Source organism: Mesobacillus sp. S13, assembly GCF_020422885.1.
Lineage (GTDB): Bacteria > Bacillota > Bacilli > Bacillales > Cytobacillaceae > Mesobacillus > Mesobacillus selenatarsenatis_A.
Genome location: NZ_CP084622.1, coordinates 662,529 through 676,124 on the forward strand (window position 1 = coordinate 662,529; position 13,596 = coordinate 676,124).

13 protein-coding genes are annotated in these 13,596 nt (G+C 43.1%); 9 read left to right on the forward strand and 4 right to left on the reverse strand.

The features are described 5' to 3' along the window. Positions 1-414: 414 nt before the first annotated feature. Both yiaA and LGO15_RS03450 read left to right on the forward strand, forming a co-directional pair. Positions 415-885, forward strand: coding sequence for an inner membrane protein YiaA (gene yiaA / locus LGO15_RS03445; RefSeq protein WP_167834141.1), 471 nt, complete (start codon positions 415-417; stop codon positions 883-885). Positions 886-1,012: 127 nt separating this feature from the next. Further along, positions 1,013-1,963 carry a S41 family peptidase gene (locus tag LGO15_RS03450; RefSeq protein ID WP_226086761.1) on the forward strand — a complete coding sequence of 317 codons (951 nt, stop codon included), beginning with the start codon at positions 1,013-1,015 and terminating at the stop codon, positions 1,961-1,963. A 45-nt stretch (positions 1,964-2,008) separates the two neighbouring features. On the opposite strand, the gene LGO15_RS03455 is transcribed toward LGO15_RS03450, so the two are convergent. Beyond that, positions 2,009-3,031 (reverse strand): serine hydrolase domain-containing protein, encoded by a 1,023-nt coding sequence (locus LGO15_RS03455; protein WP_226086762.1) that lies wholly within the window; start codon positions 3,029-3,031, stop codon positions 2,009-2,011. A 195-nt stretch (positions 3,032-3,226) separates the two neighbouring features. Between LGO15_RS03455 and LGO15_RS03460 the strand changes: the two genes are divergently transcribed. The 4 genes from LGO15_RS03460 (at position 3,227) to LGO15_RS03475 (ending at position 6,838) form a co-directional block, all read left to right on the forward strand. Next, on the forward strand, positions 3,227-4,099 hold the full coding sequence (locus LGO15_RS03460) for an AraC family transcriptional regulator (RefSeq protein WP_226086763.1): 873 nt from the start codon (positions 3,227-3,229) through the stop codon (positions 4,097-4,099). Positions 4,100-4,425: 326 nt separating this feature from the next. Next, positions 4,426-4,566, forward strand: coding sequence for an FbpB family small basic protein (locus LGO15_RS03465; protein ID WP_226086764.1), 141 nt, complete (start codon positions 4,426-4,428; stop codon positions 4,564-4,566). 21 nt (positions 4,567-4,587) lie between these two features. Further along, complete coding sequence (locus LGO15_RS03470) at positions 4,588-5,355, forward strand: TerC family protein (RefSeq protein WP_167834138.1); 768 nt, start codon at positions 4,588-4,590, stop codon at positions 5,353-5,355. Between the two features lie 157 nt (positions 5,356-5,512). After that, positions 5,513-6,838: a hemolysin family protein gene (locus LGO15_RS03475; RefSeq protein ID WP_226086765.1), complete on the forward strand. Its 1,326-nt coding sequence runs from the start codon at positions 5,513-5,515 to the stop codon at positions 6,836-6,838. An 82-nt stretch (positions 6,839-6,920) separates the two neighbouring features. Here LGO15_RS03475 and LGO15_RS03480 read toward each other — a convergent pair whose 3' ends face one another. Further along, entirely contained in the window at positions 6,921-7,361 is a 441-nt protein-coding gene (locus LGO15_RS03480) for a YtoQ family protein (protein ID WP_226086766.1), read from the reverse strand. A 313-nt stretch (positions 7,362-7,674) separates the two neighbouring features. Between LGO15_RS03480 and LGO15_RS03485 the strand changes: the two genes are divergently transcribed. After that, positions 7,675-7,941, forward strand: coding sequence for a hypothetical protein (locus LGO15_RS03485; RefSeq protein ID WP_167834135.1), 267 nt, complete (start codon positions 7,675-7,677; stop codon positions 7,939-7,941). A gap of 173 nt (positions 7,942-8,114) precedes the next feature. Here LGO15_RS03485 and LGO15_RS03490 read toward each other — a convergent pair whose 3' ends face one another. Further along, positions 8,115-8,675, reverse strand: coding sequence for a GNAT family N-acetyltransferase (locus LGO15_RS03490; RefSeq protein ID WP_226086767.1), 561 nt, complete (start codon positions 8,673-8,675; stop codon positions 8,115-8,117). A 250-nt stretch (positions 8,676-8,925) separates the two neighbouring features. Here LGO15_RS03490 and LGO15_RS03495 point away from each other — a divergent pair, with 250 nt between their 5' ends. Continuing rightward, positions 8,926-9,660, forward strand: a complete 735-nt coding sequence (locus tag LGO15_RS03495; protein ID WP_167834133.1) for a sulfite exporter TauE/SafE family protein — start codon at positions 8,926-8,928, stop codon at positions 9,658-9,660. Positions 9,661-10,318: 658 nt separating this feature from the next. On the opposite strand, the gene LGO15_RS03500 is transcribed toward LGO15_RS03495, so the two are convergent. Then, positions 10,319-11,494 carry an IS256 family transposase gene (locus tag LGO15_RS03500; RefSeq protein ID WP_226085015.1) on the reverse strand — a complete coding sequence of 392 codons (1,176 nt, stop codon included), beginning with the start codon at positions 11,492-11,494 and terminating at the stop codon, positions 10,319-10,321. Positions 11,495-12,129: 635 nt separating this feature from the next. Between LGO15_RS03500 and LGO15_RS03505 the strand changes: the two genes are divergently transcribed. After that, positions 12,130-13,587, forward strand: coding sequence for an ABC transporter permease (locus LGO15_RS03505; RefSeq protein ID WP_167833428.1), 1,458 nt, complete (start codon positions 12,130-12,132; stop codon positions 13,585-13,587). The last annotated feature ends 9 nt before the right edge of the window (positions 13,588-13,596 follow it).

Sequence of the window (13,596 nt, forward strand, 5' to 3'; positions counted from 1 at the left end):
GCGGAGAATCTCCGTCTATTGTCTATAGAGGGCGCTTTTGAAGCCGGAATAAGCGGAGAGATTCCGGTTAATGTATAAAAAGGTCACTTAGTAAGCTGGAATAAGCGGAGAGATTCCGGTTAATGTTTAAAAAGGCCACTCAGGAAGCCGAAATAAGCGGAGTTTTTCCGATTAACTACCAAAAATTGATCAAAATTCGACGATTTTGATGAAATAAGCGGAAATATGACCCTTATTTTTAAAGAAATTAGGGAGGTTTTCAATTTAAGCGGAATTTCTCCGTTTATTTTTTTTCAAAGGCAGTAAATTCTTATATTTTAGAAAAAATAACAAATTTATCTATTATTTGTAAACAACTTCTATATAATGTATTTAGATATGAGTCATATTTGTAAAAGTTGGAGGAGAGACAGGATGTCTAATGAGCATGAGGTGTCTTTGGATAAAGCGGTTGAAAGAAAGCCGAAGGTAAAAGTGGAGAGGAAAGAAGGAGAACCTACCTCGGCATTTAAAGGGGCTTCCTGGGGAGCTCTGTTAATTGGTGTTTCAGCTTATTTGATTGGTTTATTCAATGCAACGATGGAACTGAACGAAAAAGGCTATTATTTTGCCGTATTGGTGTTCGGTCTTTATGCAGCGGTATCTCTGCAAAAGGCAGTGAGAGATAAGGAAGAGGACATCCCCGTTACGAATATTTACTACGGAATCAGCTGGTTTGCGTTGATCGTCTCTATTTCTTTAATGGCAATCGGATTGTACAATGCAGGAAGCATTATTTTGAGCGAGAAAGGCTTCTATGCAATGTCCTTTGTCCTTAGTATTTTTGCTGCCATTACGGTCCAGAAGAATATCAGGGATACACAGCGAGCGAAAGAAAGAGATTGATGAAGTACAGCGGGTGCGGATGTCTGAATAAGATTTCCGCACTTTTTTGTTTGTTCTCAACAAGCAAAGGATTTTCACCTATCTTATTGAATTTTAAATAATAGTAAATGTTTTGGGAGGACTTCCAGTGGATCATTTGAGTTTGAAGAGCGAGTTCCATCACTTTGTCATCAGGAGTATGGACTTGTTGAGGGCGAATTATGTGTTTCCTGAGGTAGCGGAAGCGATTTGTGGCCATTTGGAGAACCGGATGAAGGATGGCTATTATTTTGATGCTGAGACCTATGAGGAATTCAAGAAGTTGTTTGAACATGACATTCAGTCTATCAATGGTGATAACCATCTGCACATTTGGCTTCAAGGTGAGGGTAATGATGAATCTGAGGAGATGATGGAAGAGTATAAGCGGGTAGCTGAGAAGAATAACTTTGGCTTCCATAAGGTAGAGCGGCTGGCTGGAAATATCGGCTATATTGATTTGAGGGTTTTTTACGATATGGTTACTGTGCCGGAGGCTTCTGAGACAGCTATTTCTGCGATGAACTTTGTCGCTCATAGTGATGCCCTGATCATCGATTTGCGAAAAAATATTGGAGGCAGTGCCTTTATGGTTGCACTGATTGCCTCTTATCTTTTAAAAGAGCCTACCCATATCGAGAGCTTTTACAATCGGAGCGATGATAAGACGTCCCAGGTTTGGACACAGCCATATGTACCAGGGAAGCTTTTCCTCGAAAAACCGGTATTCATCTTGACGAGTATGAAGACATTTTCAGCGGGAGAATTGTTTGCATACGCACTCAAACACTTAGGAAGGGCGACCATCATCGGGGAAAGCACTGGCGGAGGGGCACAGCCAGGCAACTATCACCAAGTTACGCCAAAACTGCGCTTGTTCATTCCCTCTGGGAGATCGATCAGCCCGTTCACAGGCGACAATTGGGAAGGACAAGGCGTTCTGCCAGATTATGAGACAACAGCAGAAGAAGCACTCCATATCGCTCACGGAAAGGCACTGGATATATTAAAAGAGAAATATGAGGGGCAGAAAGAGTATCAGTTCTTATTTGAAGATTAGAAACGCGTAAGGGCGGTTCCATCTTGGGAACCGCCCCTTCTCGCGTTAAGCCTTAACCTGTAATGTCTCTTCAATTGTCTCCATGATTTCGTAAGCACCGCTTGATTTATTGGAGCATACTGTTGCAATGGTTTGGGCAGCTGGATAGTAGGCGGAATGGAAGCTGACTCCTGGGTCATAGCCCATGACATGATATTTGAAAATGTCATCGTCCTGCTTCTTAATCCAGACTCCGTATCCATAATAGCCTGTATCATTTACCTGTACTTGAGGAGTCAGTAGTTTGGTCAAGGTCTCATCTTTTAGTAAAAGCTCGCCAAGAAGCGCCTTCCACAGTTTGCTCATATCCTCAACCGTGACGTAAGCGCCTCCGTCAGAACCGCCTTTTACCGGAAGTGAATAGATATTGGTTTTCCAGCTTTCATCAGGCAAGTCGATATAGCCCAAAGCGGTATTTGAAGGAAGGGCGTCAAAGGAGAAGTAACCAGACTCCGTCATTCCTGCTTTTTTAAAAATATATTCCTCTACATAGGCGGTGAATTCCATCCCGGAGCTCTGCTCGACAATGAGGCCCAGCAAAATATAGCCTGCGTTATTGTAATGAAATTTTTCCCCAGGAGTGAACTTCATTTGCTCATTCCGGAACATAGGCAAAAAATCTTTTAGGCTCCGGATATGATACATCGGCCTCGTAATCCAAAGCTCCTCAAAATCATCCATGACATCCTCATCAAAATAATCAGGCACACCGGACGTATGCGTCAGTAAATGATGGATCGTGATTTCGTCACTGAAATTAGCAAACTCTAGATCAAGGCAATCTTTCAGTCTAGTATCGAAAGTAAGCTTTCCTTGCTCCACCAGCTGGCAAATCGCAATCGCTGTGAAAAGCTTGCAGCCCGATGCGATTCCGTAACGAGTTCCCAGGTTGTTTTTTAAACCATCGGCACGACTAGCATAGCCAAAGCTAGCAGTTGCAGCTTCTCCGTTCTCATCCTGGGCCAAGGCTGTTCCTGAAAAATCAACCTTGGACTGGGCCTCCTGAATGGCTTTTTCTAAGGTATTCATGATATTCCTCCTAACTCTATCTACTAAAAGGGTAACACTCAACTGGAATGAACTGTAGTAAAATATGACAATAAGTGGAATACTTTGATGTTATGAATAGTCATTCGAGCTCCTCAGCACTGCAAAAACGGTGCAGGGATTGTCGGGTGAATGGATTCAGGTCCTGTTATTGTTGATTAGGAAGGAGGTCGTGACATGGATATGCTGGAGAGTATGAATGAGGCCATGAGATATATTGAGGAGAATCTGGCGGAAGAGATCGATTTTAAGGAAGTGGCCAGGCGGGCCTATTGTTCGGAATATCATTTTAAAAGGATGTTCTCTTTTCTCGGGGGTGTTTCGCTTACTGAATACATTAGGCGGAGGCGGCTTACGCTGGCAGCATTCGAGCTGAAGGATCGCGATGTCAAGGTAATCGATGTGGCGATGAAGTATGGGTATACTTCGCCAGATTCTTTTACAAGGGCGTTCCACAACTTGCATGGAATCACTCCATCAGAAGCAAGGATGCCAGGTCATTCTTTAAAAGCCTATCCGTCTATGACCTTCCAATTAACAATAAAGGGAGGTTCTGAAATGAATTACAGAATTGTCGAGAAAGATGCATTTCGCATTGTTGGAATCATGAAAAGAGTGCCGCTGGTCTACCACGGTGTGAATCCGGAAATTGCTGAAATGTGGCAAAGCTTGAATATGGAAAAAATTCAGGAGATGAAGGAACTGTCGAATACGGAACCGCTGGGATTGGTGAGCGCATCGGTGAATTTTTCCGAAGGACGAATGGAGGAGAAAGGGGAACTGGATCATTATATTGGTGCCGCTACAACGAAAGATTGCCCGCCATATCTTGCTTCCCTGGAAGTTGTACCGACGACATGGGCGGTTTTCGAAGCAATCGGCCCGTTCCCAGAGACCCTTCAAAATGTGTGGGGCCGAATCTATTCAGAGTGGTTTCCATCTGCAGCCTACGAACAGGCAGAAGGACCCGAAATCCTCTGGAATGAACATAAAGATGTATCTTCGCCTACATTCAAGAGTGAAATCTGGATTCCGGTGAAAAGAAAGTAATGTACTGGAATGTGAACACTATCTTGTTTGCATATTCCATATTGACACAGTGCCTGTACATGAATTATATTGTACTTACATTAATTGAATAGTTCTCCTAAAGGGGAGTAGCTTTTACAGCAGAGTCGTCATTTCGGAAGTTTCGCACTTCCCGGCTTTGTTGGCAACGCCTGACGTTGTTAGCAAGACCTTTGCCTATTTGGTAAAGGTCTTTTTTGTTTTCTTAAGACCTTTGCCATGTCTGGTAAAGGTCTTTTTCTATTTTTCAGACCGCAGACAAATATGAACTTTCAATCTATGAAACTACTGAAAAGGAGATGGATCAGTTGAAAAAGAAAAAAGTGACTTTTGAGGAATTGCTGAAGGCAAACAGGCTAGAGCTTTTGGAGGATCAGAAGCAGCTGGAAAAAATCGAGGAACGGATTGAAGACAGGCGCTTGGCAGAGAAAAGCGGGAATGCATCTTAATTTTAAAAGGGGGAAAAGCGATTGGAACTGACGATTTTATTTGAATACGGTTGGGTATTGCTGCTATTGATTGCACTGGAAGGATTACTGGCAGCGGACAATGCTTTGGTTTTAGCGATCATGGTCAAACATCTTCCGGAAGAGCAGCGGAAAAAGGCGCTCTTCTATGGCCTGGCAGGGGCTTTTGTTTTCCGATTTGGGTCTCTATTCATCATTTCTTTTCTCGTCGATGTCTGGCAGGTACAGGCAATCGGGGCTCTCTACCTGTTGTTCATTGCCATTAACCACATAGTCAGAAAGCTTTATTTTAAGAAAGTGGAAGATGAAAACAAAGCAGATGAGAAAAAGAAGTCTGGCTTCTGGGCAACTGTTTTCAAGGTAGAGCTGGCAGATATCGCGTTTGCGGTTGATTCAATCCTGGCGGCTGTAGCTCTCGCGATGACGCTGCCGAACACAAACCTGCCGGCGATTGGCGGAATGGATGGCGGCAAGTTCCTCGTCATTTTTGCAGGAGGGCTAATCGGATTGATCATCATGCGTTTCGCAGCCAATCTGTTTGTCAAATTGCTTCAGTCGAGACCAGGCCTTGAAATTGCAGCGTTCGCTATCGTTGGCTGGGTAGGTGTCAAACTGGCTGTGTTGACACTAGGGCATAAAGATATCGGAGTCATTTCCTATGAATTCGCCCATTCTTTGGAATGGAAGCTGTTCTTCTACACGGTACTCGTCGGCATAGCAGCAACAGGCTGGTTCATGTCGAAGGAAAAGACAGTCAAACAAGCTGCTTAAATATGTCAAAAGGATATAATCGATAATTGCAAAGAATAGTAGTCATTGGAAATGAATTTGCGGCTAAAGGACCGGCAGGGAGAAAAGCTCCTAATGTCCTGACATTTAAATGATGTGATACAATTATGAGAAATATGTATTTGGAGGTTGATCCCTTTTGGGAACAGAGATAGTGGTATTATTGATCCTGATTGTCTTGAACGCTTTTTTTGCGGCATCAGAGATCGCGCTGATTTCTTTGAATGACAATAAAGTAAAATTGATGGCTGAAGGCGGTGACCGCAAAGCGCAAATGCTGTACAATCTGATGTCTGAACCAAGCCGTTTCCTGGCGACAATCCAGATTGGCATCACGCTGGCAGGATTCCTGGCGAGTGCATTTGCAGCTGAAAGCTTTGCTGGACGGATGGCAGCATTTTTAAGCGAAATGGGTGTGCCGCTTTCACAAAGCATGCTGGAATTAATATCTGTCATTACAATCACATTAGTGCTGTCTTATTTTACTCTCGTACTTGGAGAATTGGTCCCGAAGCGGCTCGCGTTGCAGAAAGCTGAACCAATTGCGATGTTCGCTGCTGCTCCTTTGACAGTCTTATCCAAGGTTTCGTCTCCATTCGTTAAGTTATTGACGTTATCCACTAATGGGATCGTCAGACTGTTTGGAGTCGATCCAAATGCGGATGAAGAGAATGTAACAGAGGAAGAAATCCGCATGATGGTCGATGTGGGTATGGAAAAAGGAACCATCCAGGATACAGAGAAAGAGATGATCAACAATATCTTTGAATTTGATAATAAGACAATCTCTGACATCATGACACACAGGACCAATATTGTCGCTCTTTCTGTTGATACCAGCCTGAAAGATACGGTTTCCATAGTGAACAGGGAAAAGTACACAAGAATGCCTGTGTATGAAGGAAGCATCGACCATATCGTTGGCATTCTCCATACAAAGGATTTGATTCCGTTCATTGAATGTGAGGATCAGGAACAGTTTGATTTGAGAAGCATGCTTCGCGAACCAAATTTCGTACTGGAATCCATGCGCCTCGATCAGTTCTTTAAAGTGATGCAGAAGAGCAATATCCATATGGCGGTTGCGATTGATGAATATGGCGGAACGGATGGAATAGTGACGATCGAGGACCTGCTTGAGGAAATCGTCGGCAATATTTTCGATGAGTATGATGAACCGGAACTTGACGCCGCTGAAATTGTCCAGGTAGATGCTAACCAATATATGATGACGGGAACGCTTAATTTATATGAAGTAGAAGATGCTCTAAAAATAGTACTCCCAAGCGAAGAATATGATACACTAAGCGGATTTGTCCTTGGCCAGCTTGGATATATCCCTGCCGCGGGTGAACACCCTGAGGTTGAATATCAGGATATCGTGTTTACCGTTGCCGAAATGGACGACAGAAGAATTGCTACTGTTAACGTTAGAATAAAAGATTCAGCAATTGCATCTGAATAGTAATAATGAAAAATGAAGCATAGGAGCGCCTATGCTTCATTTTTATTCAAGAAGCGCAGGGATGTGCATCCTGCGCTTCCACTTATTCATAAATATAACTGATGACTTCCAATGCCTGGTCGACATTTTCTACCGTTACATTCGCTTTATTGGATAGCTCTTTCAAAGGATGAATCAAGGATTGTGGTCTGACGATAATCGTTGGTTTGTTCATTGTGATCGCAGCGCTTGCATCCATTGCGGTGTTCCATTGTTTATACTTTTCGCCGAAAAGAGCGATGACGATATCGGATTTTTGCATTAAAACCTGCGTCCTGAAGTTGTTGATATCAGATGCCGCATCATCCTTATACACATTGCCCGGCTGTTCTCCAAGGATATCCTCACCAATATTATCAGAGCGATCATGGTTCGTCTGCGGACCAACGAAGACAAGAGGCAAATTCTTTTCCTTCGCCTTTTGTGCCACCTGATCCCGCCAATCATCGTGAATCTGCCCAGCTAAATAAACCGTTAATTCCATCGTAACACCCTCCAATTTGAATAGATTCTTATTCAATCATAGTAAACTTTCCTGGAAATTCAAAGGAATTAGGATCTCTATTCCTCCATCTAGCGGAGTGTTTGAATAAGTGTTTAAAAACCTAGATAAAACTTTGCTTTTTTTGTAAAAAAGCTTAAAAAAGGATTTTTTAGCTTTCTCGTTGAATACATTTCTATCGAGTGGCAAGTGATTACTTTGCAACCGATTGGAAAAAAACGAGAAGTACCTTGTATGTTATGGATTTATTCATCCAGCAGAGGATGATTGACTGCTGAAGGGGAGTGAAAGAGACATGAAAAAAAAGCTGCAAGGCTTTGTGATGATTGGCGCTCTATTCAGTTTGCTAGGAGTGATTCTGACGTTTTCAAGCGTGTCTTTGGGTTCGTCAATGGCTGACTCCTGGCTGGCTAGCCGCGGAGGAGCGGACACAGCATATTATCATCTCATGGTCAAAAGTTATATCAATGCCTTTTTGGTTGCTGGAGGAATCATGCTTGTATTTGGGCTGATGCTGACTAGTTTGGCAGCTTTCAAGCTTATGAACATAATGGAAGGCTGAGGCCAGGTTTTACCCTGTGCTTCTTTTTTTTGCAAGCATTTCGTGAACTTACCACAATGAATGAAAAAGAGCATGTGGTCACATTACACTATGCCCCTTTAATATTTTGGATATATTCACGGATTTTCAGACTGTTTACTGGCCCTCTACCTATTCCTCCCACTGTCTAGAAATCACTTTACATATAACTCTCTGAATTCATCTTCTAGAATACTCATTTTTATGCAGTCATGGTATTTATGATTGTAGTAGAGATAGTCACGCTGTATCCCTTCTTGTTTAAACCCGAGTTTTTCGTACACATGGATTGCGCGGGGGTTATAAGAGAACACCTCTAACTCAATTCGGTGCATGTTCAAAATACCAAATCCGTAATCGAGCATAAGCGGCATGGCTTCGGTTCCATAGCCTTTTCCCTGATACTTGCTTTCTACAGCAATCCGGATGTTGCAATTCCGGTTGATTGGATCAATATCCTGCAAGGCAATGTCCCCAATGACCTCATCCGTGTCTTTCAGGCAGATAAACAGGAGGACAGTGGAGGAATCCTGGGATTTTCCATCGATGTAGCGTTGGATTCCTTCTTTTGTGAATGCTCGGGTCGTGCCCGTGAGTCTCCTGACTTCAGGGTCAAATAATTGCTGGAAATATGTTTCCGTATCCTCCAGGCTGAGCGGCCTTAAATACACTCTATCACCAACCAGCAGCCTGACAGGCTTTGAATCATTTTTCATAGGTAAAACCTCCGATTATTATACTTGGTACATCAGATGTAGTTTTAATTTCAACAGCGAGCCTGCCATTTCCTTTTTTATCGGTCATGCGCTCTTCTGTTAATTAACTTGATAGAATTTAAATCGACATCAAGGAGGGTATGTGTGTTGCTGGTGCGTTATATAAGTAAATATTATGGATAATCATTAAAAACATTAAATTTTCTTATTGAGTAAACAAGAATATAATGGATTAAGGAGGTGTTAAAATATGGATTATATCATTCTGTTCTTCATTGGAATTTTAGCAACGACAATTGGAACTCTGGCGGGTGGCGGAGGCTTGATCAGCTTGCCTTCCATGCTCGTTTTGGGTATACCAGTCCATTCGGCAATTGCCGCAAATAAGGTTTCGAATACGGTCAGCTCGTTCTCGAGCTTTTACCATCTTTATAGGGAAAAGAAAATCACTTTTAAGGAATCGTTCTGGATCATCCCTGTCAGTCTGATTGGCGGAGTCAGTGGGGGCTTCATTGCTTCAAAGATCTCCAGTGATGATATGTATTTCGTGGCGATTGGCCTGCTGGTTTTTGCTTTCATCGCCTCATTTCTGGGGAAAGGGAGCATGTCAGGGGATCAGCCATTAAAGCCTTCAGCTAAAAGTGTTCCGGGGTTATACGCAATCGGAATTTATGATGGACTATTTGGGCCAGGGCAAGGAACTCTCATGCTGTATTTGTTTGATCATTTGAATATCGCCTACATCCGTGCGGTCGGATATGTCCGCCTTGCCACTTTTTCTAGCTGCTTAGGTGCGGCGATCACCTATATTTCAACAGGGGCCGTGATTTGGCCAGTGACCCTCGCCTTGATGCTCGGTTCAGTGACAGGAGCACAGATCGGCGTCAGGATCGCCAGCAAGCTGAATCCTCGTTATGTTAAACCGATTTTGCGGCTGATGACGGTGGCTTTGGTCGTACAGATTTTTTTGGAAAAAGTAGTGTGAGTGGAACACTAGGGAAAAGCTTTTTTGGAGGATTTTAGGGAGCCCGCATTCTGCAAACTGGTCATTAAAGTTAAACAGTAATCACTCAAATCGAAAAGAACGAATTCCTTTATACCGATTTTAGCGCCAATTTCTTATTTTCGTGAGTGCAGGAGGCTTTCTTTACCCATACTAGCGTCAAATTCTCCTTTTCGGTAAATGCAGAAGGTTTTCTTTTCCCATACTAGCGTCAAATTCTCCTTTTCGGTAAATGCAGGAGGTTTCCTTTACCCGTACTAGCGTTAAATTCTCATTTTCGGTAAATGCAGGAGGCTTTCTTTTCCCGTACTAGCGTTAAATTATCATTTTCGGTAAATGCAGGAGGCTTTCTTTACCCGTACTCGCGTCAAATTCTCCTTTTCGGTAAATGCAGAAGGTTTCCTTTACCCGTACTAGCGTCAAATTCTCATTTTCGGTAAATGCAGGAGGTTTCCTAGTCAAGTCCTGGTTATTGTGTAAAATTAACGGCAAGTAATCTCAACCAAACCCTTTCATTTTTTTGCGAAACTTCCATGGTTTCTTTTCTTCATCTTCGGGAAGGGATGTCAAATGGTTTTCAATTTGATATCCCTTCCCGGAGATGTAATCATCCATGATGGAAGTGGAGCTGAAAATGCGGCTAATATACCCGACCCTTTAAAGATTTCCTCTTTGAGTAGTCTGACACATGGTAATGCATCAGAACAGCGCCAACCAAACGATACGCAGATTGGGAATTAGGGAAAATACGAATCACTCTTTCTCTTCTACGAACCTCCTGGTTCAGCCGTTCCAATGAGTTGGTGCTTCGGATATGGATCCTGATAGCTTCTGGGAAATTCATATATTGTATGGTATCTTCGAAACCTTCATCTAATATAGCAAGCGCTTTTCCAAACCTTGACTCATTACTAAAACGGTTCATCAATTCATCCTTGAACCGGCGTACATCTTCAATCGTAACTGCTTCAAATACTCGCTTAATCATCATGCGGATTTCGGCTGAATCCTTTTTAGGCAATTTATCAATAATATTCCGTTTGAAATGGACATTGCATCTTTGCCAAGCAGTGCCAATAAATTCACGTTGGATGGCTTTCTGTAGTCCTTGGTGGGCATCTGAAATTATAAGTTTTGGTGATTGGAGTCCGCGTGATTTAAGCTGTTGAAAAAAACGGCTCCAGCTTTCAAAACTTTCCGTATGGTCAACACTAAGGCCAAGGATTTCACGTGTATGATTCTCTGTAATGGCTGTTGCAATATAAACAGCCTTAGATACGACACGATGGTGCTCTCGCACCTTTATATACATGGCATCTGCAAAAACGTAAGGGTAGTAGGTAGTATTCAAAGGTCGCCCAGCCCATTCATTTACAATGGGATCAAGCTTCTGTGTAAGGGATGAAACAAAGGACTTGGAAACATTCTTTCCACAAAGCTGTTCCACGATGTTGGTCACTTTCCGGGTCGAAACACCATTGACAACCATCTCCAACATGGAGAGGACCATAGCTTGATCACACCGGGCATACTTTTCGAAAACGGTGGTTGAAAATTCTCCATTACGCGTCCGTGGAACCTTTAGGGCTATATTTCCAATACTCATCAACAGCTCACGTTCATAGTAACCGTTCCGGTAGTCACGACGTTCGACAGCACGTTCATAAGGTGCAGCCTTTAAATAGTCGTCTCTTTCCTTTTCCATAAACTCATTTAATACCAACACAACGGCAGATTTAATCACCATATCAAGATTGGAATTTACAATAGCTTCTTTTAAAACATCAACATTCAGGTTAAACTGTACTTGAGTCATTTATATTCCTCTTTTCACTTGTTTATCGTGGTTGAAAACAGTGTTGCCAAGAGTGAATAAAATGACTCTTTATTTTTACACAATTATACGGACTTAATCGGTTTCCTTTACCCGTACTCGCGTCAAATTCTCCTTTTCGGTAAATGCAGGAGGTTTCCTTTACCCGTACTAGCGTCAAATTCTCCTTTTCGGTAAATGCAGGAGGTTTCCTTTACCCGTACTAGCGTCAAATTCTCCTTTTCGGTAAATGCAGGAGGTTTCCTTTACCCGTACTCGCGTCAAATTCTCCTTTTCGGTAAATGCAGGAGGCTTTCTTTTCCCGTACTAGCGTTAAATTCTCCTTTTCGGTAAATGCAGGAGGCTTTCTTTTCCCGTACTAGCGTTAAATTCTCATTTTCGGTAAATGCAAAAGGTTTCCTTTACCCGTACTAGCGTCAAATTCTCCTTTTCGGTAAATGCAGGGACGCTCCTTTCCCCGATTTAGCGCAAAATCTTGCATTCCAGTAAATGCAGCGTCTTAATGTAATGAAAATGTTCTATTTTTGTTTCATAGTAGGTAATAATTTGGTCATATATTGTTCATATTTTCCACTTAAGCTAATCCTTGTACCCAATTTGGTAAAAGGAGAGAAACTATGAATTTTTTAAAGCGATCGTTTTTAAGTGTGAAGGCCAGGAAGGGAAAGAGTTTGCTGCAAATCTTTGTGTTTTCTGTGATTTGTGTGCTTGTCTTGGCGGGTCTGTCCATCCAGACGGCTGCAAAGAAATCCAGTGATCTTGCCCGTCAGAAGCTTGGAGCGGATGTTACGCTGCAGGTTGATATGGAAAAAATGCGTGAGAAGATGCAGGCCCAGCAAGCAAGCGGTGAACGCCGACGGATCCAGTCCACCCCGATTCCGGCAGAGACAGCGAAAGAACTGACCTCGTATGAACAAATCAAAGGTTATAATTTTTTCTCATCAACTACAGCTTTAGCCTCAAATTTTGAACCAATCACAAACGAAGAAAGTGAAGCAACTGAGGATAGCACGAACACTCAAGCAGAAGGCCGTGGCGGCAGAATGGGCGGCGGCATGGCCCAGGGTGATATCAGTCTGCAAGGGGTGAGTTTTACCGACTCCACTGCTGAATTCATGGACGGCACAGCCACCATCGTAGAAGGGGAGCATTTGACTGAAGAAGATCAGGGGGAAAATTTAACTCTTATTGAACAGACACTTGCAGAAGAGAATGGCTTGAAAGTGGGGGACACCATCTCTGTGGCAAACCCACGGGATGAGGCCATCACCCTTGAGTTACAAATCAAAGGAATCTATTCTACGACTTCCACAGCGGAACAAGGAATGGATTTCACCGCCATGATTCCTTATAACAAGCTGTATGTGCCGTATACAGCTGCAGCCATGCTAAAAGGCAGTGAGTATGAAGGCAGTATCGATAGCGCGATTTTTTACATTGATGATCCTGCTGAGATGGAGAGCTTCATCACCCAGGCACAAAAAGAAAGCAATATTGATTTCGAGACTTTTAAACTGGATGCCGATGACCAGCTGTATCAACAAATGGTCGGCCCGATTGAGAATGTGGCCAGTTTTTCGAATAATATTGTCTATCTTGTATCCATTGCCGGCGCGATCATTCTAGGTTTGATTGTGATGATGTCGATCCGCGAACGGAAATATGAGATGGGTGTTTTGCTGGCGATTGGAGAACGTCGCTGGAAGCTCGCCGGACAATTCATCGTTGAGATCTTGCTCGTTGCAGCGGTTTCCCTCGGGATTGCGACAGTCAGCGGGAATGAAGTGGCAAAGCAGGTAAGCGACCAACTTTTGAAACAAGAGCTGGAGGCCGCAGAGCAAACCACTGCACCTGATTCATTCCGCGGACGAGGTATGGGCTTCGGAGGAGGCATTATGCCGGGGAGCCAAATTCAACAGGCTGAAACGATTGAGGAAATTGACGTAAGTGTGACGGGAGATGACCTTACTCTCCTGGCGATGATTGGAATGCTTATAGCGATTGTATCGGCACTGTTGCCATCTTTGACTGTGCTGCGATTACAGCCTAAGGCGATTCTGAGCAGACAGGATTAATTTATAAAA